Origin of the sequence: Sphaerisporangium rubeum (assembly GCF_014207705.1) — a bacterium.
GTDB lineage: Bacteria > Actinomycetota > Actinomycetes > Streptosporangiales > Streptosporangiaceae > Sphaerisporangium > Sphaerisporangium rubeum.
Genome location: NZ_JACHIU010000001.1, coordinates 1,494,600 through 1,518,519, shown reverse-complemented (window position 1 = coordinate 1,518,519; position 23,920 = coordinate 1,494,600). Strand labels below are relative to the sequence as shown.

General features: G+C 72.9%; 20 protein-coding genes. 9 read left to right on the top strand and 11 right to left on the bottom strand.

Annotation, left to right across the window (positions count from 1 at the left end; genetic code table 11):
• Positions 1–123: 123 nt before the first annotated feature.
• The 3 genes from BJ992_RS06570 to BJ992_RS06560 all read left to right on the top strand — a co-directional run bounded on the left by BJ992_RS06570 (position 124) and on the right by BJ992_RS06560 (position 4,742).
• Positions 124–1,062, top strand: coding sequence for an SRPBCC family protein (locus BJ992_RS06570; protein ID WP_246496536.1), 939 nt, complete (start codon positions 124–126; stop codon positions 1,060–1,062).
• 117 nt (positions 1,063–1,179) lie between these two features.
• Positions 1,180–3,681, top strand: coding sequence for a bifunctional glycosyltransferase/CDP-glycerol:glycerophosphate glycerophosphotransferase (locus BJ992_RS06565; RefSeq protein WP_184979038.1), 2,502 nt, complete (start codon positions 1,180–1,182; stop codon positions 3,679–3,681).
• The gene (locus BJ992_RS06560) at positions 3,678–4,742 is read left to right on the top strand and encodes a glycosyltransferase (RefSeq protein WP_184979037.1); all 1,065 of its coding nucleotides are present in this window, start codon (positions 3,678–3,680) and stop codon (positions 4,740–4,742) included. Before BJ992_RS06565 ends, BJ992_RS06560 begins: the two co-directional genes overlap by 4 nt.
• A 2-nt stretch (positions 4,743–4,744) precedes the next feature.
• Here the strand turns inward: BJ992_RS06560 and BJ992_RS06555 are convergent, their stop codons facing one another.
• Positions 4,745–5,788, bottom strand: coding sequence for a sulfotransferase family protein (locus BJ992_RS06555; protein ID WP_184979036.1), 1,044 nt, complete (start codon positions 5,786–5,788; stop codon positions 4,745–4,747).
• A complete protein-coding gene (locus tag BJ992_RS06550) occupies positions 5,785–6,723 on the bottom strand; it encodes a hypothetical protein (protein ID WP_184979035.1) in 939 nt (312 codons plus the stop codon). Before BJ992_RS06550 ends, BJ992_RS06555 begins: the two co-directional genes overlap by 4 nt.
• 251 nt (positions 6,724–6,974) lie before the next feature.
• Between BJ992_RS06550 and BJ992_RS06545 the strand changes: the two genes are divergently transcribed.
• Together BJ992_RS06545 and BJ992_RS06540 are read left to right on the top strand one after the other, a co-directional pair.
• Entirely contained in the window at positions 6,975–7,775 is an 801-nt protein-coding gene (locus BJ992_RS06545; RefSeq protein ID WP_184979034.1) for a polysaccharide deacetylase family protein, read from the top strand.
• 153 nt (positions 7,776–7,928) lie between these two features.
• The gene (locus BJ992_RS06540; protein ID WP_184979033.1) at positions 7,929–8,159 is read left to right on the top strand and encodes a DUF397 domain-containing protein; all 231 of its coding nucleotides are present in this window, start codon (positions 7,929–7,931) and stop codon (positions 8,157–8,159) included.
• Positions 8,160–8,217: 58 nt separating this feature from the next.
• Here the strand turns inward: BJ992_RS06540 and BJ992_RS06535 are convergent, their stop codons facing one another.
• The 4 genes from BJ992_RS06535 to guaA form a co-directional block, all read right to left on the bottom strand.
• Positions 8,218–8,694: a GDYXXLXY domain-containing protein gene (locus BJ992_RS06535; RefSeq protein ID WP_184979032.1), complete on the bottom strand. Its 477-nt coding sequence runs from the start codon at positions 8,692–8,694 to the stop codon at positions 8,218–8,220.
• Entirely contained in the window at positions 8,691–9,863 is a 1,173-nt protein-coding gene (locus BJ992_RS06530) for a DUF2157 domain-containing protein (RefSeq protein ID WP_184979031.1), read from the bottom strand. Before BJ992_RS06530 ends, BJ992_RS06535 begins: the two co-directional genes overlap by 4 nt.
• Positions 9,864–9,901: 38 nt before the next feature.
• Positions 9,902–11,143, bottom strand: a complete 1,242-nt coding sequence (locus tag BJ992_RS06525; RefSeq protein WP_184979030.1) for an acyltransferase family protein — start codon at positions 11,141–11,143, stop codon at positions 9,902–9,904.
• Positions 11,144–11,362: 219 nt separating this feature from the next.
• Entirely contained in the window at positions 11,363–12,913 is a 1,551-nt protein-coding gene (guaA, locus tag BJ992_RS06520) for a glutamine-hydrolyzing GMP synthase (protein WP_425503644.1), read from the bottom strand.
• Positions 12,914–13,048: 135 nt separating this feature from the next.
• On the opposite strand from guaA, the gene BJ992_RS06515 reads away from it, so the two are divergent.
• Complete coding sequence (locus tag BJ992_RS06515; RefSeq protein ID WP_184979028.1) at positions 13,049–15,229, top strand: beta-propeller domain-containing protein; 2,181 nt, start codon at positions 13,049–13,051, stop codon at positions 15,227–15,229.
• A gap of 212 nt (positions 15,230–15,441) precedes the next feature.
• Here the strand turns inward: BJ992_RS06515 and glpD are convergent, their stop codons facing one another.
• On the bottom strand, positions 15,442–17,127 hold the full coding sequence (glpD, locus tag BJ992_RS06510) for a glycerol-3-phosphate dehydrogenase (RefSeq protein ID WP_246497036.1): 1,686 nt from the start codon (positions 17,125–17,127) through the stop codon (positions 15,442–15,444).
• A gap of 282 nt (positions 17,128–17,409) precedes the next feature.
• Between glpD and BJ992_RS06505 the strand changes: the two genes are divergently transcribed.
• Positions 17,410–18,285 (top strand): sugar isomerase, encoded by an 876-nt coding sequence (locus BJ992_RS06505; RefSeq protein WP_184979026.1) that lies wholly within the window; start codon positions 17,410–17,412, stop codon positions 18,283–18,285.
• Positions 18,282–19,415: an N-acetylglucosamine-6-phosphate deacetylase gene (gene nagA, locus BJ992_RS06500; protein WP_184979025.1), complete on the top strand. Its 1,134-nt coding sequence runs from the start codon at positions 18,282–18,284 to the stop codon at positions 19,413–19,415. Before BJ992_RS06505 ends, nagA begins: the two co-directional genes overlap by 4 nt.
• 250 nt (positions 19,416–19,665) lie before the next feature.
• Here nagA and BJ992_RS06495 read toward each other — a convergent pair whose 3' ends face one another.
• Positions 19,666–20,784, bottom strand: a complete 1,119-nt coding sequence (locus BJ992_RS06495) for a GuaB3 family IMP dehydrogenase-related protein (RefSeq protein ID WP_184979024.1) — start codon at positions 20,782–20,784, stop codon at positions 19,666–19,668.
• Positions 20,785–20,868: 84 nt separating this feature from the next.
• Positions 20,869–22,347, bottom strand: a complete 1,479-nt coding sequence (guaB, locus tag BJ992_RS06490; RefSeq protein WP_184979023.1) for an IMP dehydrogenase — start codon at positions 22,345–22,347, stop codon at positions 20,869–20,871.
• Between the two features lie 189 nt (positions 22,348–22,536).
• Here guaB and BJ992_RS06485 point away from each other — a divergent pair, with 189 nt between their 5' ends.
• Positions 22,537–22,914, top strand: a complete 378-nt coding sequence (locus BJ992_RS06485) for a DUF5319 family protein (protein ID WP_184979022.1) — start codon at positions 22,537–22,539, stop codon at positions 22,912–22,914.
• On the opposite strand, the gene BJ992_RS06480 is transcribed toward BJ992_RS06485, so the two are convergent.
• Together BJ992_RS06480 and BJ992_RS06475 are read right to left on the bottom strand one after the other, a co-directional pair.
• Complete coding sequence (locus BJ992_RS06480; RefSeq protein WP_184979021.1) at positions 22,875–23,081, bottom strand: hypothetical protein; 207 nt, start codon at positions 23,079–23,081, stop codon at positions 22,875–22,877. The two genes, BJ992_RS06485 and BJ992_RS06480, sit on opposite strands and share 40 nt — an antisense overlap.
• Positions 23,078–23,704 (bottom strand): sigma-70 family RNA polymerase sigma factor, encoded by a 627-nt coding sequence (locus BJ992_RS06475; protein WP_184987649.1) that lies wholly within the window; start codon positions 23,702–23,704, stop codon positions 23,078–23,080. Before BJ992_RS06475 ends, BJ992_RS06480 begins: the two co-directional genes overlap by 4 nt.
• Positions 23,705–23,920 lie beyond the last annotated feature (216 nt).

Sequence of the window (23,920 nt, the reverse complement as noted above, 5' to 3'; positions counted from 1 at the left end):
GGGTAGTGCGGTATCGGAGTATCGCGGCATACGGCTGGTCGTGCGGACGAACTGGTGAAAGGAGGAAGGTAGGCACTCTCCGCCTCCCCCCAGGGTGGCGCGCCTGCCGAGAATCTGATGGCGATGCGGTTCGAGCATGACTTCACGGTCCCCGTACCCGTCGAGCAGGCGTGGGCCGTGCTCCTTGACGTGGAGCGGGTGGCGCCGTGCCTGCCAGGAGCGACGCTCGACACCGTGGAGGGGGAGGCGTTCACCGGCCGGCTCAAGGTCAAGGTCGGGCCGATCACGGTGACCTACCGGGGCCAGGCGTCGTTCACGTCCGTCGACAAGGACGGCCACACGATCGGCATCAGCGCCTCGGGCAAGGAGGCGCGCGGCACCGGCACGGCCGCGGCGGACGTCGAGGCGGCCCTGTCCGGTGAAGGCGGCTGGACCAAGGTGAGCGTCCGCACGTCCTTCAACGTCACCGGCCGGCCCGCGCAGTTCGGCCGCGGCGTGATGGCCGAGGTCGGCGCCAAGCTCATCGACCGCTTCGCCGCCAACCTCGCGGCCCTGCTGCGTGAGGCGCACCAGCCCCCGACCGACGCCGAGATCGCCGAAGGCGCGAGCGCCGGGCCCGGCACGACCCCCTTCAACGAGCCGGCCCCGCTCGGCGAGCTCGCCGAGTCCGTGGCCTCGGCGGAGTCCGTCACGACTCCGCTGAGCGAGCCCGAGGCGGCACCGGCGCGGCCCGTCCCGGCACCGGTGAGCGAGCCCGCGGAGCCTCTCGCGACCCCCTTGAGTGAGCCCGCGCAGTCGTTGCCGCCGGTCCCCGCCGGGAACGGCTCCGCCGTGCGTCATCTGTCCGCCGTCCCCGACCCGGCGCAGCGTGAGGAGATCAGCGCTCGCGACGCGCACCCGGCCGGCACGGCGCGCACCAGCCTGTCCGCAGAGGAGGAGGCCCTCGACCTGCTGCGGATCGCCGGTGTGCCGCTGCTCAAGCGTCTCGCGCCGGCCGTCGGGGCCGTGACCGCGGCGGTCCTGCTGATCTGGTTCCTGCGCCGCCTGTTGACCCGGCGGTAGATCCGGCGATATACGCAAAAGTCCGGCAAGGGGGGGTCAGCACTCCCCTGGTTGCGGCGACACGGCGAGCGGCACGGGAATACCCGAGTCAGCCTGGACGGCGACTCGGGGGGCGGTATGCGGCCGGATGTCAGCGTTGTGCTCGCCTGTGGCGACCCCGATCCCCGGGTTGTGGCGTCGGTGCTCGGCCAGTCGCTGGGGAACGTCGAGCTGGTCGTCGTCGGGTCCGCCGGTGGGGCCGCCGGCGGCGACCAGCGGATGCGGTACGTGGCGGGACAGGAGGCGGGGGGACGCGGAGCGGCGCGCAACGAGGGGCTGGACGCGGTCCGTGCGCCGTTCGTGATGGTGCTGGACGACGGGGTGGTGCTGACACGGCACGCCTGCGGCAGCCTGCTCGCCGAGGTGGAGCGCACCGGCGGTGACTTCGCGACCGGAGCGGTCACGTGGCCGCGGGGGACGGCGGCGGGGCCGCGTGCCGGGTTCTACGCGCCGCGACGGGTCGTCGCCGGGGTCAGGGACGAGCCGCGGATGTTCCTGGACGCGGCGGTGACCAACAAGCTGTACCGGACCGGGTTCCTGCGCGAACACGGGGTGCGGTTCCCCGAGGACGTCCACGAGGAGGACGTCGTGTTCACCGCGCAGGTGTTCCGGGACGCGCGGCGGTTCGCGGTGGTGCCGTGGCCGGTGCACCTGGCGCCGCCGCGGACCGGGGACGGCGACCTCGACGACGTACGACGGCGGGTGCGCGCGGCGCGGACGGCGGACGCGCGGCTGCGCGACGGCGGTGCACCGGACCTGGTGGCGGCGCGGCAGCGGCGGTTCCTCGTGCACGACCTGCGGGGCCACCTGGACGGGCTGCCACGGCGCGACGCCGTGTGGGTCAAGGAGTTCGCGGCGGCGCTGCGGCCGTACCTTTCGGAGCTGGAGCCCGGCGTCGAGGCCACGGTGGACCCCATGGTCGCGGTGTGCTGCCACCTCGCGCGGGCCGGCCGCGTGGCGGACCTGGTGGTCGCGGCGCGGTCGCTGACCACGCCGCGCGCGGCCCCGCGGCACGCGCTGCGGGTGGACGGCCGCACCTACTGGGGGACCCGGGCCCATCCGGGGCTGGACATCACGGGGCTCGGGCTGGCCGAGCTGCCGTTCTCGGCGTCCCGGATCCGGCACGAGGTCACCGAGATCACCGCGTCGGGGACGGTCGTGTCCCTGACGATCAGGACGTACGACCCGTTCGCGGTGCTGCGGCGCGGCCGGACCGTGGCCGACCTGGTGGTGCGGGGGACACGGGTCCGGCTGGCACCCCGCAGGCAGCCGGACGGCGGGTACCTGGTGCGGGCCGAGATCGACCTCGCGGGGACGCCGCCGGGACGCGGCGGACGCACCGACGCGCTCATCCGGTTCACCCGGGCCGACGGTCACCACACCAGCGACCGGCTGCTCGTCGACCCCGCCACTCCCCCGCTCGTGCTCACCACGGGGGGCCACCAGGTGACCGTGGGGCCCGTCGGGGACAGCGCCTTCCTGCGGGTGCGGTGGCGCGGCGCGGGGGTGGCCCGGCCGCGTACCAGGCCGCGGCGGGTGCTGACCGGCGCGCGCGTCAAGGAGTGGGTGTACCGGCGGCTGATCCGCGTGGTGCGGCCCAGGCCCGGTCTCGCGCTGTTCGAGTCGGCCGGTGGCGCCGCGTACACCGGCAACCCGAGGTACGTCCACGAGGAGATCCGCCGGCGCGGCCTGCCGTTGCGGGTGTGCTGGTCGGTGCGCGGCGACCCGTCCGGCTTCCCCGCCGACGTGCCGCTGGTGCGGCGCATGAGCTGGCGGTACGTGTGGCTGCTCGCCAGGGCCGGGTACTGGGTGGACGACCGGGGCCTGCCTGCCGGGTTCCCCAAGCCGGCGCGCACACGGTACCTGCAGACCTGGGACGGGTTCCCCGAGGCCGGACCCGGGGGTGACGCGGCCGAGCGCAGGGCCGCGGTGGCTCGGTGGGACGCGCTGGTGTCCCCCGGGCCGGAGTTCACGCGGGTCTTCGTGCCGGCCACCGAGTTCACCGGCACGGTGCTGCCGTTCGGCTCCCCCAAGTGCGACGTGCTCGTCACCGGCGACCCCGGCGCGGCGCACCGGGTGCGTGCGGCCCTGGAGATCCCCCCTGACCGGCGCGTCCTGCTGTACGCGCCACATCCGGGGACGACGGCAGGCGACGGCCTGGAGGTCGTCGCCGAGACGCTCGCCGGTCAGTGGGTGATCGTGGTCCACGCCGAGGGCCGGTACCGGATCCCCCGCCGCGTGCGGCCCCTCGTGCGCACCGCGGGACCCGAGGTCAACGACCTGATCCTCGCCTCGGACGCGCTGGCGGGAGACCACATGCCGCTGGTGCGCGACTACGCCTGCACCGGCCGGCCCATCCTGATCTACTCCCCCGGCGGACCGGCCGGCGACCGGTGCGACCCCCTGCCGGGGCCCGTGCTGACGACGCCGAAGGAACTCGTCACGGCACTGGCCGACCTCGACGAGGTGACGGAACGGCACGCCGCCAGGTACGCCGACTTCCGTGCGCTGTACTGCGCCGACGAGACAGGTGACGCCGCGCGCCGCGTTGTCGCCGCGTTCTTCCACCCCCGCCGATGACGGTCGTGTTCGTCTGCCTGGACGCCGACGCGCTCGGCGGGATCCAGCAGGTGACGCACACACTCGCGCAGGGGCTCGCGGTCCGGGGTCACACCGTGGGGATCGCGGGGCTGCGGCGCACCGCGACGCCGTTCCGGTACGTGGAGCGTCCGCTGTACGGACGGCGGGTGCCGCGATGGCGCGTCCCGTGGCGCGGCGTGGCGCGCCGGTGGGGGGAACAAGCACTGCGCGCGGCCGCCGGCGGGGTCGTGGTGCTGACGTGTCCCCGCGTCGCCGGCCTGCTGGCGGGGAAGGCGCCGGACGGCACGCGGGTCGTCGGCCAGTACCACGGGTCGTTCGCGCAGGCCAGGGACGGCGGGGACCTCGCGGACGTGCGGCGGCACTACGGCGGTCTCGACCGGGCCGTGTTCCCGAGCGCGGACGACGCGTGGCGGTTCGCCGAGGAGGCGCTGCTGCCGAACGCCGTGGACCTGCCGGCGCCGCTGCGCGCCTGGCCCGACTCGGCGTCGTACCTGGACACGCGCCGGGTGCTCGGGGTCGGCAGGCTCGTCCCCGGCAAGCGGTTCGACCGGCTCATCACGGCGTTCGCACGCGCGGTGCGGGCCCGCGCCGGGTGGGAGCTCCACCTGGTCGGCGACGGGCCGGAGCTGCCGCGCCTGCGTGCCTGCGCCGCGGCGGCGGGTGTCGCCGGCCGCGTGGTGTTCCGCGGCCGGGTCGGCGCGGCGGAACTCGGCGGGGAGTTCCGCAACGCCGCCGTGCTCGGCCTGACCAGCGAGCACGAGGGTATGCCGCCGGTGGTGGCGGAGGCGGCGGCGCACGGCATGCCGGCCGTCGCGTTCGACGTGTCAGGCGGGGTGCGTTCCCTCGTGCTGGACGGCACGACAGGTGTGCTGGTGCCGCACGCCGACCTCGACGCCTTCACCGGCGCGCTCGCCGCGCTGATGGCCGACCCGGCCCGCCGCCGCAGGCTCGGCGCCGCGGCCCGCGCGCACGCCGCGGCCTTCCGTCTCGACCCGGTGCTGGACCGCTGGGAGGACCTGTTCGCCGCCGTCCGCCGCTGAGCTCACCCCCTGATGAGGTCCTGCGCGGTGCGCTGACGCGGCACGCTCGCCAGAGCGAGCTGGCCCGAGGTCAGCATGGCGGCGAGCGGACCCGGCTCACGGCGGCGGTTGACCTGGTCGCGGGCCTGGCGTTCCCAGCGGGACAGCGCACGGTGGGTCGCCGTCCTGCGGTAGGTGAGCAGTTGCCTCGCCGACGGCGACGGCGCGCCGCTGAGCTCGTAGCCGTGGTCGCGCAGCCGCCGCGCGAGAACGTGCTCGCACAACGACGCCTCCCAGGGCTCCAGCCGGTCGGCCCAGCTCCCCACGCGGGCCTGCGACACCTCGTTGCGGGTGTTGCGGTGCCACACCTTGCGCCTCGGCACGGCGACCGGGGCCACCAGCTGCGGCTCGCACATCGACGGGTCGAACTCCTCGCCGAGGAACGCGCACAGCCTGGTCAGCTCCCCCTCGGGGTCGGCGGTGAGGTCCTCGTAGCGCAGCTCGTGGTAACTCCCCGCAGGCAGCGACCTCGCGAGCCGGCGGCCCTGGTCGACGGACTCGGCCCAGTTGGCGATGGCGTGGTTGATGTCCAAGCTGTACCACGGCATCTCCTTGAGGGACGCGACGCAGTCACGGCCGTCCCGCACCAGGTGCACGAACTGCGCGTCGGGGAACATCCGCAGCAGCACGTCCACGTACTTGACGTAGCACGGCCGTTTGTCACCCCACCGCGCCTTGCCGAACCGCTCGGCGTACATGCGGAACGCCTGCCCGACCACCGAGCCGAGCGAGCCGGGCCCCTCGGTGGCCCGGCGCACGTATTCGGACCGGTCCAGCCCGAGCTCGCGGAACCTGGTGGCGCGGGCACCGGCGATCCACTCGGCGAGCGCGCGGCGCCGCTCCACGTCACGCATGTCGCCGTGGAGGCGGCGGTGGTAGTAGACGGACAGCACGAACCGCGTCTCAGGCGGGACCGCGACACGCCGGTGCGCGTGCAGCATGAGTTGCAGCATCGTGGTGCCGGAACGCGGACAGCCGACGACGAAGATCGGCCGGTCGGTACTCATCGGAACTCCACCTCTGTACGGAACGGGTCGGTCCGCAGCCGCGGGCCCGCGGCGGAAGCAGGCGCCGGGCCACCGGCCCGGGCCGCCACCGCGCGCGAGACCCGCCGCGTACGGTGGATCAGGACGATCTCGCCGAGCACGAGCGACGCGCACGCCACCGCCGCGACCACGAGCGACGCGCCGGGCCCGGCGAGCGGGGCCAGCACGAACACGGCCGCGTGGAACTCTCCGTCACCCACGCGCGGGCCGAGAGGGCCGTGCGACCGCCACGCGAGCACCGGAGGCGGGGCCGCGGGGTGCTCCGGCGGAGCGTGGGACAACCCCGGCGCGGCACGGGCCGGACCGGCGGCGGCCCGCGGCTCGGTCATCTGGATCATCGGGCCGAACGGCGACACGAACTCGGGCCGCGCCGTGGGCCTCGACGGCGGCCGGTCGTCCGGCGCGTCCGCGAGCCCCGGCTCGGCCGGCCGGCGCGGCGGTCTCAGCCGTGGCGTGTCGACGTGCCGGACCAGGTCCAGTACGGCGACGACGACGCCGAGCAGCACGTACACCGGCCGTCCCGTGGCCGCGTACAGGCCGTACGCCAGACCGCACGCGCAGCAGACCACCCGGACGCGGTCGCGCATGTGGTCCTGCCACCGGCCGGCCGGCGGCACCGTGCCCCGCAGCCCGGCCAGCACGCCGGCCGCGCGGACGGCCGCGACGCTCAGGTGGAACAGCAGCGCGCCGGCCGCGAACCGGCCCGTCGCGAAGCACGCCGCCGCGCCGAGGCCGAGGAGCGGTGACGCGCGGGTCAGACCGGCCGGCGCGACGCGGGTGTGGTTCCCCGCGAGCAGCGCGAGCCGGCCGGCGACCGGGTCGACGAGGTGCGCCGTCCACCACGAGGCTCCGCGTGCGCGGGCCGCACGGACGTCATCGAGCGAGTAGGACCCCATGGCCACTCAGCATGACTACCACAAGTCGCCGGAATCTTACCTTCTGTAACTCGCATGAGATCTCCAGAAGGATTCTTGACCGGCGGTGGCGCCTGCCGACGGCCCTCTTGACCCGCGCGCAGGGTAGGGGTCGCCGGCGCGGTGGGGAGGTGACCGGCGTCGTACGGAGCGGCACGGATCTACCGGTATCGCATGGTTACTCGGCTCGAGTCCCGTCTGGGATAGGGTGGCGCGGCGCGGAAGGAGTATGGATGATGCGGCGGTGGCTCCCGATCCTGACGGTGACGCTGACGGCGGTGGTGGCGGCGTCGCCGCTCGCCGCGGCCGACCCGGCAGGGAGGAGCGGCGAGGCCGGGACGACCGGCGCGGCCGCGAAGACCGGCACCGCGGCGAGAACCGGCACGGTCACGACGGCGGCCAAGGCCCGGACGGTCGACTGCGCCAAGGTGAAGTGCATCGCGCTGACCTTCGACGACGGCCCCGGACGCCACACCGGCAAGCTCCTCAAGACGCTGAGCAAGAACAAGACCAAGGTCACGTTCTTCCTGATGGGCCGGCAGGCCGATCGGTACCCCGGCACGGCGCGCGCCATCGCACGCGCGGGCCACGAGATCGGCAACCACACCTACGACCACCCGCACCTGACGTCCCTGTACGACGGCCTGATCCGCGACGAGCTGGTACGCGCGCAGGACTCCATCGAGCGGGCCACCGGACGGCGTCCCACCCTGATGCGGCCCCCGTACGGCGACACCGACGAACGGGTGTCCGGCATCGCCGCCGAGCTCGGCCTCGCGCAGATCCTGTGGAACCGCACGGCCCGCGACTGGGAGCTGCGGAACACCAAGGCCATCACCAAGCGGGTGCTCGGCGACGCGGCGCGCGACAAGGTCGTGCTGATGCACGACATCTGGCCGGAGACGGTCGCCGCGATGCCCGGCATCCTGCGGTCGCTCAAGAAGAAGGGCTACCACGTCGTCACGGTGAGCACGCTGCTGCGGGGCCGCGAACTCGGTGCAGGCGAGACGTACCCGGTGAGCGGCTGGCGCTGACCCCGGTACCCCTGCGAAACCGATCCGTCACGGATAGGCGCGGCGGGTCGAGCCGGCGTGTATTCTCTCGAACTGTTGTGCCGTGCCACTGTTCTTCCGGCCGCGTGTGATCCGACGTCCCCCGGGCTGTAGCCGAAGGAGATCTGGTCGACGATGAGCGACACAGGTGAGAAGAGCGAGCTGTACGCCATGGACATCTCCGATGTCACCTGGCTGAGCGCACCAGGCAGCACGTCCGACGACCGCATCGAGATCGCCTACCTCCCCGGTGGCGCCGTCGCGCTGCGCAACCCCGCCGACCCCAACGGCACCGTGCTGCGGTACACGGCCGGCGAGTGGCGCGCCTTCGTCCTCGGCGTCCGCGACGGCGAGTTCGACGACTGACCCGCGCCGCCACCACGGCGGGACGACCACCCACGCCGCTCCTGGTCCGCCGCGGCGGTCAGCGGGGCTCGATGTCCAGCACGGCCGCGTTGCCCTGGTCGTCCACCCGCACCACGGCGGCGGCGCGGTCGTCGCGCAGCTCCTCCTGCACGCGGCGCGCGGCGTCCTCAGGCAGGAACAGGCTGTCGATGCCGCAGCTCAGCGGGCCCTCACCGCGGGTCTCGCAGGTGAGGTACGGCGGCGCGGCCGGCCGGGCCACGACGACGCCGGTCCCCTTCCACACCGCGCCGTCACGGGTCAGCGGCACGAACACCCGGCCGGGACGCAGACCGCGCGCCACCGGCAGGCCGGGGTACTGGAGCGCGGCGTACGCGCCGCGGAACGGGTCGACGGGGTCCACCGGGCCCACGGCGAGACGGTACCGCGTGCCGGTGAGCCTGGCCGACAGCTGCGGCCACACCGCGACCGTGAGCAGCGCGAGCTGGAGCACGACCGCGGCGGCGACCAGCACGGGACGGGACGTCAGGCGACTCATCGCACCACCCTCATGAGCCTGCGCCGGCCGTAGTCGACCAGCACGCCGGTGACGAGGAACACCACGCCGAGCACGAGGAACAGCGCCGCACCCGACAGCAGCGGCTGGAACACCGCGAAGCTCTGCACCGTCACGAACAGCACCAGCGCGGCGGTGACGACGTACACCAGCGGCGCCAGGTCACGCCGCGCGGCGACCACCGCGAACCACACCGCGGACAGGACGTACACCAAGGTGCCGGCGACGGCCCGCGCGGTCTGCGCCGCACCGGGGCCCTCCGGGTACCGCGGCGGCTCGGCACCCCACGCCGCCAGCAGCATCGCGGCGACGAGCATGAGCACCACCGCCACGACCTCCCGGCGCCGCTCGGTGTCCCCCAGCAGAAAGGCGGCGGCCCCGGCGATCACCACGGCCACCAGCCCCGGCCAGATCGCCACCGACCCGTACAGGCCGCCGCTCTGCGGCGAACCCGGGAAGGCGGCGACGAACAGCCCGACGAGCACGAGAACCACCCCGGCCAGGCGCCACAGCGGCGCGAACTCCGGCCGCCACCTCGACTCGTGCAGCACGGCCACCGCCACGGACACCGCACCCGCCACGACCAGGGCCACCGCGACGCCGCCGGCACTGGAGACCCGCTCCCCGGCGAACCAGCCGTACCAGCCCGCGCCGAGGGTCAGCGCGGCCGACAGCGGCCCTCGGGACCCGGTGGCGTAGGCGTAGGCCAGGGAACCCGCGGCCCACACGCCGAGCAGACCGGAATCGTACGCCGGGACCTGGAGGCTCTGCGCGGCCTGGAACACCACGCCGCCGCCGGCGAGCACGGCCACCAGACGCGCCGCCTCCACGCCGCCGCCGGGCCGGACGGTCCGCGCGAGGATCTCGCCGAGCGCCACGGCACCCAGCCAGACGATCAGGATGCCGGCGAACCTGACCGTCGGCGAGATGCGGTAGAGGTTGGCCGAGACCAGCCAGATGAGGCCGACGCCGAGGAACCCGCCGCCGAGGACGAGGATGAGCCGCTCCAGGCTCAGCCGGCGGCCGGGGACGTACCGATCGGCGATCCGGGAGGCGGTGGCGGCGTCGATCAGGCCGTCGGCCTGCCAGCGGGCCAGCTCACCGTGCATCCACGCCAGGCGCCGCACCGGCACCCGGGTCGTCGCGTTCATCGTTCACTTCTCCCACCCGGAAGGGCCCCGCGGCCCGGTCAGCCAAGGTTACTGGCCGAGACCGTCTCGCGGCCCCGCGTCGGCACAGGAGGCTCCGGCAGCGCGCGGGAGAGCCGGCGGCCGAGGGTCTGCATGGGCCGCTCCACCAGGCGGTAGGTCACCCAGCTCAGGCCGAGGACCACCGTGATGTACGCCACGGCGAGCGCCGCCTGCAGCAGGAGCGGCTCGCGGCGCGGGTCGCCGTACACGGCGAGGAAGAGCTTCATCAAAGGGTGGTGCAGCAGGTAGACCGAGTAGCTGACCAGCCCCAGCCAGACCAGCGCGCGCGGCACCCGCCGGCGCCGGAACGCCATGCCGAGCGCGAAGGTCGCCGCGACCAGCGCCATGGTGGCCAGCCACACCGGCGGATCGGCCCACCACCCGGCCCGCGCCGCGAAGAACGGCGTGGCGGCCAGCGGCACCGCCACCCCCGCGACGGCCCACAGATGCGAGATCTCCCCGCGTTCCCAGCGGTACAGCACCGTGCCGGTGAACATCACCGACAGGATCGCCGGGCCGAGCCAGGGAATGCGTCCCCCGACCAGCACCAGCACGACGGCCAGCGCGCCGACGACCACGGCCCCCACCGCGCGGACCCACCCTCTCCCCACGAGCACCAGCGCGAGCCCCGCGGCCATCACCCCGAACGTCCAGAGCTCCGCCGCCACGTACGCCGTGAGCGGCCGCGCCAGCAGCAGGCCCACCCCGAGCGCCGCCACCGCGGACAGCACCGCGAACAGACCGCTGCGCCGGTGCGACCCGCCGACGAACAGGGCCGTGATCAGCAGGTAGAACGCCATCTCGTAGGAGAGCGTCCACATGGTCTCGCCGATCCCCGGGGTCCACACCAGGTCGAGCAGCATGGTGACGTGCGCCGCGACGGTCTCGGGATCGGCCCCCACCCCCTGCCGCACCGGCACCAGCGGCGTGGAAAGCAGCACGATCACGATCACCAGCAGGTAGAGGGGGTAGAGCCGGAACAGTCTCCCCAGCCAGAACCTGCGCACGTCCCCCTTGTTCTCCAGCGAGGCCGGGATGACGTACCCGCTGACCAGGAAGAAGACCATGACCCCGTAGATGCCGAGGTTCATCCAGTACGGCCGCAACCCCGGCAGGAACCGGTAGAGCATGTGCTCCAGCAGCACCGCCACCGCTCCGACCCCGCGCAGCGCGTCCAGCCACGCCAGACGTCGACCTGCGTGCGCGGCGCTATCCGGAGGAACCGGCCGGGGGGATGACATCAGACCAGGCTGACCCACCCCGCGCCGCGGAGCAACCGGAATCAGGCAACCGGGCACGCACCGGCGACCGCGCAGGGCCGGACGCTCCAGGTCAGCCCGGATGGGACGGGATCAACGACACCGGATGGCCCGTGAAATCGGGATCACTCCCCCACAGCGCCAGGCGGCCCATGGATCAGGGTCACTTCCCCGTGACGCCAGGAGGCCGGTGAAACCGGATCACTCCCACTCGATGGTGCCGGGCGGCTTGCTGGTGACGTCGAGGACGACGCGGTTGATCTCGCGGACCTCGTTGGTGATGCGGGTGGAGATCCTGGCGAGCACGTCGTAGGGGACGCGGGACCAGTCGGCGGTCATGGCGTCCTCGCTGCTGACGGGACGCAGGACCACGGGGTGGCCGTACGTGCGGCCGTCCCCCTGGACGCCGACGGAGCGGACGTCGGCCAGCAGGACCACGGGGCACTGCCAGATCTCGCGGTCCAGGCCGGCGCGGGACAGCTCCTCGCGCGCGATGGCGTCGGCCTCGCGCAGGATGGACAGGCGGTCGGCGGTGACCTCGCCGACGATGCGGATGCCGAGACCGGGGCCGGGGAACGGCTGGCGCCAGACCATGGCGGGAGGGAGGCCGAGCTCCTCGCCGGCGCGGCGCACCTCGTCCTTGAAGAGGGTGCGCAGCGGCTCCACCAGGGAGAACCTCAGATCGTCCGGAAGGCCGCCGACGTTGTGGTGGGACTTGATGTTGGCGGCGCCGGTGCCGCCGCCGGACTCCACCACGTCGGGGTAGAGGGTGCCCTGCACGAGGAAGTCGACGGGGCCGTCGGCCATGATGGCCCGCTGCTCGTCCTCGAAGACGCGGATGAACTCACGGCCGATGATCTTGCGCTTCTCCTCGGGGTCGGTCACCCCGGACAGCGCCTTGAGGAAACGCTCGGCGGCGTCCACGACGCGCAGCCTGACCCCGGTGGCGGCCACGAAGTCGCGCTCCACCTGCTCGGCCTCGCCTTTGCGCAGCAGGCCGTGGTCGACGAACACGCAGGTCAGCCGGTCACCGATGGCGCGCTGCACGATGGCGGCGGCCACGGCGGAGTCGACGCCACCCGACAGGCCGCAGATGGCGCGGCCCCGCGGGCCCACCTGAGCGCGCACGGCGTCGACGGCGTCCTCGACGATGTTGAGCATCGTCCAGGACGGACGGCAGCCGGCGGCGTCGAGGAAGTGCTTGAGCACGGCCTGGCCGTGGTCGGAGTGCAGGACCTCGGGGTGGAACTGCACGCCGTACAGCCCGCGGTCGGGAGCCTCCATGACGGCCACGGGGGTGTCGGGGGTCCAGCCGGTCACCTGGAAGCCCTGCGGCGCGGCGACCACGCTGTCGCCGTGGGACATCCACACCGACTGGGTCGCCGGCAGGCCGGACAGCAGCACGCCTTCGCGGCCCACGGTGAGCTGGGTGCGGCCGTACTCGGAGATGCCGGTGTGCGCGACCTGGCCGCCGAGGACCCGGGCCATCTCCTGGAAGCCGTAGCAGATGCCGAACGTCGGCACGCCGGTCTCGAACAGGCCCTCAGGCGCGGCCGGCGCGCCTTCGGCGTACACCGACGCGGGGCCGCCGGACAGGATGATGGCCTTGGGCCGCTTCGCGAGCATCTCGGCCACCGGCATGGTGGACGGGACGATCTCGGAGTACACGTGGCACTCACGCACCCGCCGAGCGATCAACTGCGCGTACTGAGCGCCGAAGTCGACGACCAGGACCGTGTCGAACTCAGACACAGAAAAGACCCCCAAAGAGCTGCCGCGATACCCGCATTCTATCGGCGGCCCCCCGATGGCCGGACGAAATCCAAGATCCGCCGATGTGACCGCGCGTGCCGTGAACCGCCTCGGCGCCGGATTCGTCGTAGGGGCATGAGGACTTCGATCGGCACCGCCGCCGCCGTCGCGCTCACCCTGCTCGCGACGGCGTGCACCGGTGGCACGACCCCCGGCACGCCGTCCGCGACGGCCCCCGAGGGCACGCCGGTGACGCTCGGCGCCGTCAAGCTGGTCTCCTACGACTCCTGCGAGGAGATGCTGGAGGGCCTGCGCGCGGCCACCGCCAAGATCGTCGGGCCGTGGGGACTCGGCGGGCCGATCATGCTCGGCCGCGAGAGCATTGCCGCGGGCCAGGCGGACGCCAAGGCCGCCGTACCGGCGCACTCCACGACGAACGTGAACGAGGCAGGCGCCGACGAGCCCGACCTGGTGAAGACCGACGGCGAGCGGATCGTCACGATCACCCGAGGCGTGCTGCGGGTCGTGGACGCGGCCACCAGGAAGGTCACCGGCACCCTGCGGCTGCTGCCGCCGGACCAGGGGTGGGTGACGTCGAGCCTGCTGCTGAGCGGCGACCGCGCGCTCGTGATGCTCGGCGAGGGCTCGGCGGTCCCGCTCGGCGCGATGGCCAAGCGGCCCGCCGGTCCGGCCTCACGCCTCGTGCTGGTCGACCTGGCGCAGATGAAGGAACTCGGCTCGCTCAGCCCCGCCGGTCAGCAGGTGGACGTCCGCATGACCGGCTCCACCGCGCGCGTCGTCGTCCGGTCCCAGCCGGTGTTCGAGTTCCCCGAGGGACGTCCCGACGACCCCGAGCCCGAGCGCCTCAGCCGCAACAAGAAGATCGTCGAGCAGGCGCCGATCGAGGCGTGGCTGCCGTCGTACGAGGTCACGGGGGCCGACGGGAAGACCCGGACCGAGCGGGTGCCGTGCGAGCGGGTCAGCCACCCGAAGGAGTACACCGGCGCATCCATGATCACGGTGCATTCCATCGACCTGGCCGCCTCGATCGACGGCGGCGAGCCGATCAGCGTGGCGGCCGACGGCGACACCGTGTACTCCACGCCGACCAGCCTGTACGTGACCAGCAACCCCAACCTGTGGGCCGGAATGCCGGTGACCATGCTGGAGAGGCCCCTCGTCGACGTGGCCCCCGCCGAGACCACCGGCCCGGTGACCCCCGGAAGCGCCGAGCGGGCCGCGACGCCGTCCGCGCCGATCGCCCCCAAGGCCGAGACCTCCCCTCCCGCGGAGAAGGTGGAGCCGAGCAACGACCCGTCCATGCCGTCGCTGCTCCCCGAGACCATCGCTCCTTCTTCCTCGCCGTCCGGCGTCCCCCCGGCCACCGAGCGTCCGACCGGGTCACCGGAACCGACGGTCACCCCCGGCCCCTCGAAGGCGCAGACGCCGCCTGAGCGCACCGAGGTGCACCGGTTCGACATCTCGGCCCCCGGCACCCCCCGGTACACCGGCTCAGGCGAGGTGCCTGGACAGTTGCTCAACCAGTACTCGCTCTCCGAGCACGACGGTCACCTGCGGGTCGCCACCACATCGTCCGGCACGTCGGCCGATCCCTCCACCGGCGCGCCGAACGACAGCTCGAGCGGGGTGTACGTGCTGAAGGCCGACACGCTGGAGCGGACCGGCGAGGTGACCGGGCTCGGCAAGGGTGAGCGGATCTACTCGGTGCGGTTCATCGGCACCGCCGGGTACGTCGTCACGTTCCGCCAGACCGACCCGCTGTACACGCTGGACCTGAGCGACCCCGCGCACCCGAAGGTCGGCGGTGAACTGAAGATCACCGGGTTCTCGTCCTACCTGCACCCGGCAGGCGACGGACGGCTGCTCGGCATCGGCCAGGAGGCGAACGACAAGGGCCAGGTGCAGGGGACGCAGATCTCGCTGTTCGACGTGACCGACCCCGCCGCGCCGAAACGGCTCGCGCAGTACCACCGGAAGGACTCGTCGTCGGAGGCCGAGAGCGAGCCGCACGCGTTCTTCTACTGGCCCGGCACGCGGCAGGCCGTCGTCCCGCTGAACTCGTGGAACGACGACAACCAGAACTCCGCGGTGGTGCTCAAGGTCGGCGCCGGCTCCCTCACCGAACAGGGAGTGATCACGCATCCGGCGCCGAAGCCGGACGACCGCAACCCCATGGACCCGCGGGTGCGCCGCACGCTGATCGTCGGCGACACGCTGTGGACGGTGTCGGACAACGGCCTGAAGGCCAGCGACCCCGCCACGCTCGACGAGCAGGGATGGGTGTCCTTCACCTGACGACGACGGCTTCCGGGCCGTACCGCGCAGTGCGGCCCGGAGGTGCCAGGCCGTACGGAACCCGTCCGCGGCGAGCCGAGACGGGGACCGTACGGCCCACGGCACCAAGGGGACCCGCCGCCGGGCCACGCACCCACACTGCCCCGGCCCGGCGGCGCCGGGTCTCCCGTGCTCCTGGGCTCCGGCTCGGCCACCTGCGACCCGGAGGGGTCTCACACCCGCCTGGGCTCCGGCTCGGCCACCGGGACGATCTCAGGAGCGCCGAGACGGATCGCGTCGGCCTCCTGGTCGGTGTCCTGCTCCTGGGAGAGCCGTTCGGCCTCGATGCGCTTGGAGTAGTACTCGACCTCACGCTTGACCTGGTCGGCGTCCCAGCCGAGCGGCCCGGCGAGCAGCTCGGCGGCCTCCTGCGCGACGGCCGTGCCGCGGTGGAACGTCTCGATCGAGATGCGGGTGCGGCGGGTCAGCACGTCGTTGAGGTGACGCGCGCCTTCGTGGGTGGCCGCGTAGACCACCTCGGCCCGCAGGTAGTCGTCCGCGCCGGACAGGGGACGGCCGAGCGACGGATTCTCGTCGATCAGCGCGAGCACCTCGTCGATGAGCGAGCCGTACCGCTGGAGCAGGTGCTCGATGCGGGCCACGTGCAGGCCGGACTCGCGCGCGATGCGGTGCCGCGAGTTCCACAGCGCCTGGTAGCCCTCGGCCCCCACCAGCGGCACCCGGTCGGTGCAGGACGGCGGGACCCGCCGGTCCAGGCCGTGCGCGACGGCGCTCACGGCGTCCTCGGCCATCACGCGGTACGTCGTGTACTTGCCGCCGGCGATCATCACCAGGCCCGGCACGGGGTGGGTGACGACGTGCTCGCGCGACAGCTTGGACGTCTCCTCCGACTCCCCGGCGAGCAGCGGCCGAAGGCCCGCGTACACGCCTTCGACGTCGTCACGGGTGAGCGGCACCGACAACACGGCGTTGACGTGGTCGAGCACGTAGTCGATGTCCTGGCGTGAGGCCGCGGGATGCGCCTTGTCCAGGGACCACTGCGTGTCGGTGGTGCCGACGATCCAGTGGCGGCCCCACGGGATCACGAACAGCACGGACTTCTCGGTGCGCAGGATGATTCCGGTGAGCGAGTGGATGCGGTCCCTCGGCACCACCAGGTGCACGCCTTTGGACGAGCGCACGTGAATCTGGCCCCGGCCGCCGACCAGCTCCTGGATGTCGTCGGTCCACACCCCGGTGGCGTTCACGACCTGCCTGGCCCGCACGTCGTACTCGCCGCCGGTCTCCAGGTCCCTGATCCGCACCCCCGTGACCCGCTCCCCCTCACGCAGGAAACCGACCACCTTGGTGCGCGAGGCCACCTGCGCGCCGTACGCGGCGGCGGTGCGCAGCATGGTGGAGACGTACCTGGCGTCGTCGACCTGCGCGTCCCAGTACTGCACGGCCCCGGTGAACGCCGACTTGCGCAGCGCCGGGGCCAGCCGCAGGGCCCGGCGCCTGGACAGGTGCCGGTGTCCCGGCACGCCGCGGGTCAGGCCCGCCGAGTAGCCGAGCGAGTCGTACAGCGCCAGCCCGGCGCCGACGTAGGGCCGCTCCCAGACGTGGTGCGTCAGCGGGAAGAGGAACGGCACCGGCCGCACGAGGTGGGGTGCGATCCGCTGGAGCAGCAGCGACCGCTCACGCAGCGCCTCACGCACCAGGTCGAAGTTCATCTGCTCCAGGTAGCGCAGGCCGCCGTGGATCAGCTTGGACGAACGTGACGACGTCCCCGAGGCGAAGTCGCGCGCCTCCACCAGCCCCACCGACAGGCCGCGGGTGACCGCGTCCAGCGCGACCCCCGCGCCGACGACCCCGCCTCCGACGACGACGACGTCCAGCTCCTGCGCCGGGTCGGCCATCCGGCCGAGCGCCGCCACGCGTTCCGCGGGCCCGAGCCGGGCCGAATGGGTGCCGCCGATGTGGGTGCCGACGCCGTCCGTCCTCCCTCGCCGTGCCGCGTCCCGCCGTGCGCCGCCTTCCTGGCCTGTCATCGCATCCCCCTGGGAAATGGCGTGTCACGTCCCGACATATCTACCCGTGGGTAGATAAGCACATGCCGCCGGCCGGTCCCGCCGCGCGCGGCATCAGGACCATCCTGCTATAAATGGCCCTGACCAGGATCGACCATCCCGGAGCGGCTCGTGACCACGCACCTCGCGACCGAGATCGCGTCCCAGCCCGAGTGCTGGCGCCGCGCCGTGGAGCTGGCCGGCGCCGCCCCGTTGCCGGCGCGCGGAGAGCGGGTGGCGGTCACCGGGTGCGGCACCTCGTGGTTCGCCGCGCAGTCCTACGCCGCGCTGCGTGAGCGCGCCGGCCACGGCGAGACCGACGCGTTCGCCGCCTCGGAGTTCCCGCTCGGCCGGCGGTACGACCGGGTGGTGGCCCTCACCCGGTCCGGCACCACCACCGAGGTCCTCGATCTGCTCGGCGAGCTGCGCAGCACACGTACCACCGTGATCACGGCCGACCCGTCGTCCCCCGTGGTCCGCGCGGCCGGGGACGTGATCGTGCTGGACTTCGCCGACGAGCGGTCGGTGGTGCAGACGCGGTTCGCGACCACGCAGCTCGCGCTGCTGCGTGCTCACCTCGGCGAGGATCTCGACGGGGCCGTCGTGGCCGCCGAGCACGCCGTCACCGAGCAGGTCCCCGCCGAGCTGGTGGAGGCCGAGCAGTTCACCTTCCTCGGCCGCGGCTGGACCTGCGGGCTCGCGCAGGAGGCCGCGCTGAAACTGCGCGAGGCCGCGCGGGCCTGGACCGAGGCGTACCCGGCCATGGAGTACCGCCACGGACCCGTCAGCGTGGCCGGGCCCGGCCGGGTCACCTGGATGCTCGGCACCCCGCCGGCGGGGCTCGCCGCCGACGTCGCACGCACCGGGGCCGCCTTCGTGAGCAGGGAGGCCGACGCCATGGCCGAGCTGGTCAGGGTGCAGCGCCTCGCCGAGGCCAGGGCCCTCGCGCTGGGCCTCGACCCCGACCGTCCGCTCCACCTCACCCGATCGGTGATCCTCGGCCGATGAGCACCACACTCACCGACGCGCGCGTCGTCACCCCCGGCGGCGTCCACGAGGGCTGGCTCACCGTCGAGGACGGCCGCCTCACGCACATCGGACGGGGACGCGCGCCGGGGGCCGGGGAGAGCCTCGGCGGCCGGCACGTCGTCCCCGGTTTCGTCGACATCCACACCCACGGCGGAGCCGGGGCCTCGTTCCCCTCAGGAGACCAGGAGCAGGCGCGGCGCGCGGCGGACTTCCAAGCGCGGCACGGCACCACGACGATTATGGCGAGTCTCGTCACCGCCTCGATCGCCGACCTGTCCCGCGCCACGGCGGCTCTGGCGGAGCTGTGCGACGACGGCCTGCTCGCCGGAGTGCACCTGGAGGGCCCCTACATCGCGCCGTCCCGCCGTGGAGCCCACGACCCCGGTCTGCTGCGCCATCCGTCCCCCGGTGAGCTGTCCGGCCTTCTGAGGGCCGGACGGGGCCATGTCCGCATGGTGACCGTCGCACCTGAGCTTCCCGGCGGCCTCGAAACGGTGCGCGCCGCGGTGTCCGAAGGCGTGATCGCCGCACTCGGCCACAGCGACGCGACGTACGACCAGGCGCGGGAAGGCATCGAGGCCGGCTGCACCGTCGCCACCCACCTGTACAACGCGCTGCCGCCGCTGCACCACCGCGACCCGGGCCCGGTCGCCGCGCTGCTGGAGGACCCCCGCGTCACCGTCGAGCTGATCAACGACGGTGTGCACGCGCACCCCGCGATGCTCCGCCTCGCCGTCTCGGCCGCCGGCGCGTCCCGCGCGGTGCTGGTCACCGACGCCATGGCCGCCGCCGGCATGGGGGACGGCACCTACCGCCTCGGCTCCATGGACGTCGACGTCACCGGCGGCACCGCCACCCTCGTGGACGGCGGCGCCATCGCCGGCAGCACCCTGACCATGGACACCGCCTTCCGCCGCGCCGTACAGGACGTGGGCCTGACCCTGGAGCAGGCCACCGAGATGGCCTCCCACACCCCCGCGCGGATCCTCGGCATCGATTCCTTCACCGGCTCCATCACCGTCGGCCACCAAGCCGACCTGGTCGTCCTCAACGACGATCTGACCGTCCACCGCGTCATGCGCCGCGGCGCCTGGCTGCCGGCGGCCTGATCTTCCATTCGGGAGCGAGGCCGGACACCGCGTGACACCGCGTGACACCGCGTGACACCGCCGCACCCGGCCGGACCGGCCCCCGGCCGAGGCCCCGACACCCCCATGACGCGACACCGCCGCGCCGGACCTCGGTCCGGCGCGGCGGTGTCGTCTGTGGTCGTCTGTGGTCGTCTGTGGTCGTCTGTGGTCGTCTGTGGTCGTCTGTGGTCGTCTGTGGTCGTCTGTGGTCGTCTGTGGCTGGACGGGCTCAGTGCTGCTGGGGGGCCACCACGACCTCGACACGCTGGAACTCCTTGATGTCGGAGTAGCCGGCGGTGGCCATGGTGCGGCGCAGGGCACCCATGAGGTTCATGGAGCCGTCGGCGACCGTGGAGGGGCCGTGCAGGATCTCCTGGAGACTGCCGATGGTGCCGACCTCGACGCGTGCGCCTCTCGGCAGGTCGGGGTGGTGGGACTCCGAGCCCCAGTGGTGGCCGCGGCCCGGGGCCTCCGACGCTCTGGCCAGTGGTGAGCCGACCATCACGGCGTCGGAGCCGCAGGCGATGGCCTTGGCGATGTCGCCGGAGCTCGTCATGCCGCCGTCGGCGATGACGTGGACGTACCGGCCGCCGGACTCGTCGAGGTAGTCGCGGCGGGCCGCGGCGACGTCGCCGATGGCGGTGGCCATGGGGACGGCCACGCCGAGCACGGTGCGGGTGGTGTGGCCGGAGCCGCCGCCGAAGCCGACGAGCACACCGGCGGCCCCGGTGCGCATCAGGTGGAGCGCCGCGGTGTAGGTGGCGCAGCCCCCCACGACCACCGGGACGTCGAGCTCGTAGATGAACTGCTTGAGGTTGAGCGGCTCGGCGCGGCCGGAGACGTGCTCGGCCGAGACGGTCGTGCCGCGGATCACGAAGATGTCGGCGCCGGCGTCGACCACAGCCTTGTAGTGCTGCGCGGTGCGCTGCGGCGACAGCCGGGCCGCGGTGGTCACCCCGGCGGAGCGGACCTCCTCGATGCGGCGGCCGATGAGCTCGTCGCTGATCGGCGCCGAGTAGATCTCCTGCAGGCGGCGGGTGGCCGCCTCACCCTGGAGCTCGGCGACCTCCGACAGCAGCGACGCCGGGTCCTCGTAGCGGGTCCACAGCCCTTCGAGGTCCAGCACGGCCAGGCCGCCGAGGCGGCCGATCTGGATCGCGGTGGTCGGCGAGACCACGCTGTCCATCGGGCTCACCACGACGGGGAGCTCGAAGCGGTAGGCGTCGATCTGCCACGCGATCGACACCTCCTCGGGGTCGCGGGTGCGCCGCGACGGCACGATGCCGATCTCGTCCAGCTCGAACCCGCGGCGGCCGCTCTTGCCCCGGCCGATCTCAACCTGACTCATGCTCTCGCTCGTTCCGTTCCTCGTCGACGCCGGAAGCCCACAACGTCCTACCCCGCCACGACCCGGTACATCCCGGACGCGGGTTCAGCGGCCGTGGTAATTGGGGGCCTCGACGGTCATCTGGATGTCGTGGGGGTGGCTCTCCTTGAGGCCCGCGGCGGTGATCGGCATCAACTGGCCGTTCTGGTGGAGCTCGGCGATGGTGCGCGAGCCGGTGTACCACATGCCCTGGCGCAGGCCGCCGACGAGCTGGTGCGCGACGGCGGCGACCGGGCCGCGGTAGGGGACCTGGCCCTCGATGCCCTCGGGGATGTACTTGTCCTCGCTGGCGACGGTCTCCTGGAAGTAGCGGTCCTTGCTGTAGGAGCCGCCGCGCTCACGGTTGCGCACCGCGCCGAGCGAGCCCATGCCGCGGTACGACTTGAACTGCTTGCCGTTGATGAAGATCAGCTCACCGGGTGACTCCTCGCAGCCGGCGAGCAGCGAACCGAGCATCACGGTGTCCGCGCCGGCGGCGAGTGCCTTGGCGATGTCGCCGGAGTACTGCAGGCCGCCGTCGCCGATCACCGGGACGCCGGCCGGACCGGCCGCCAGCGACGCCTCGTGGATCGCCGTCACCTGCGGCGCGCCGACGCCGGCCACGACGCGGGTGGTGCAGATGGAGCCGGGACCCACACCGACCTTGACGGCGTCGGCGCCGGCGTCGATGAGGGCCTGCGCGCCGGCGCGGGTCGCGACGTTGCCGCCGATGACGTCCACCTGCGAGCTGGCCTTGATCTTGGCGACCATGTCGCACACCCCGCGCGAGTGGCCGTGCGCGGTGTCGACCACGATGACGTCCACACCGGCCTCGATGAGGGCCTGCGCGCGCTTCTCGGCGTCACCGGCGACCCCCACCGCCGCGCCGACCACCAGACGGCCGCGCGCGTCCTTGGTCGCGAGGGGATACTGCTCGCTCTTGGTGAAATCTTTCACGGTGATCAGGCCGCGCAGCCGGCCCCCGGCGTCCACGAGCGGCAGCTTCTCGACCTTGTTGTCGCGCAGCAGCCGGAACGCCTCGTCCCGCGGCACACCCTCAGGCGCGGTGACCAGCGGCATGGGGGTCATGACCTCGCGCACCGGCCGCTCGTGGTCACCCTCGAACCGCATGTCGCGGTTGGTGACGATGCCGACGAGCACACCGCTGTGGTCGGTGACCGGCACACCCGAGATGCGGTACTTGGCGCACAGCCGCTCGACGTCGGCGAGCGTGTCGTCAGGCGCGCACGTCACGGGGTTGGTGACCATGCCGGCCTCGGAGCGCTTCACCAGGTCGGCCTGCTGCGCCTGGTCCTCGATCGACAGGTTGCGGTGCAGGATGCCGATGCCGCCCTGCCTGGCCATGGCCACCGCCATGCGGGCCTCGGTGACCGTGTCCATCGCGGCCGAGACCAGCGGGACCCGTAGCGTGATCGAGCGCGACAGGCGGGTGGTGGTGTCCGCGTCCCCGGGGTTGAGATCGGAGTACGCGGGCACAAGGAGCACGTCGTCGAACGTCAGTCCCTGCTCGGTGAACCTGGCCACCTGTCACCCCACTTTTGCCCATGGCGCTCTCAAAACCGGGAAAGGCGCCGGCCCCGGGCCACCAGTTTAGTGGCCCCCAGGTCAGGAGCCCGTCCCGCCGGTGGACGGCGGGACGGCGACACGCGATGGGATGTCCGCTTACCGGCACTTTCTCTCACCAGGACAACCAAGGGTCATAAGGTGGAATGCGTGCTGGAAGATGTCCCCCGCGATCCGTTCGCGGACGACCCGAACGACCCCACGGCGGTGCTCGGCGAGTCCGCCCCCTGCGAGCCGCTGACCTTGGCGGAGCGCGAGGAGGCCCTCACCGACCTCGCCGACGTCGAGGTCTTTCGCTCGCTGCTCGAACCGCGGGGCATCCTCGGCCTGTGCCTGGACTGCCCTGAATGCGGTGAACAACACTACTTCGGGTGGGATCTCCTGCGGGGGAACCTGCGCCAGATGATCAACCACGGACGGCCCCAGGTCCACGAGCCGGCCTTCGAGCCCGACCCGGCCCACTACGTGAGCTGGGAATACGCGCGAGGCTACGTCGACGGCGTGATCGACACCGAGGAGAGCCGCTGATCGACGTCCTCGGTGAGCGCGCGCAGCAGGCGCACGGCGGCGTCACCGCCGTCCGGCGCCGGCTCCCGGCGCGCCAGCGCGTCGAGCACATCATCCGTCCGGAGCACCGCCGGGTCGGCCTCCGGCCCGTGCCTGCGCACCCGGCGTGCCGGCCGCAGAGAGGTCAAGCTATCGACTCCAGCTCGGCCATCGCACGCAACCTGGCCAGGGCCCGATGCTGAGCGACGCGAACCGCACCTGGTGACATACCGAGTACGTTACCCGTCTCCTCCGCCGACAGTCCTGACACCACGCGCAAGATGATCAGCTCACGCTGGTTGTCGGGAAGGCGGGACAGCAGCGCTCGCGCGTGCTCGGCCTCGATGTACCGCACCACGGTCTCCTCCGGCCCCGGCCCCTGGTCGGGACCGTCCGGCAGGTCCTGGGTCGGCACGGCGGACCGCACCGAGCTGCGCAGCGCGTCCGCCACCTTGTGCGAGGCGATGCCGAAGACGAACGACGCGAACGGCCGGCCCATGTCCCGGTAACGCGGCAGCGCGGCCAGGACCGCGATGCACACCTCCTGGGCCACGTCGTCGGCTATGTGGTAATGACCGGAGACCCGGCCGAGCCTGGCGCGGCAATAGCGCACCACCATGGGCCGCAAGCGGCCCAGCAATGATTCGATCGCGCTGCGATCCCCCTGCACGGCAAGGCTCGTCAGATCCCTGAGGTCGGACTCATCCGATCTCGTCGCAAGCCTTACCCCGGCCTTGGCGTCGGCGACGCATCCCTCGGTCACGTTACGCATGATGCCCGCCACGATCGCGCATGTCGTCATAGTGAATGGATACGGATTGGTCACATTGACGCTTCGATAACCGAGGGTAATCAAGCGAACACAGGTACGTTTCCCCATTTCGCAGGCGTACCCGAATTCGCGGGTATTTGTTAGATGTCGCCCCCAGAGGGGAAGGATGAGGTTGACGTCCGCCCGACGCGCCGGCACGCCGATCGGTTTACCGTG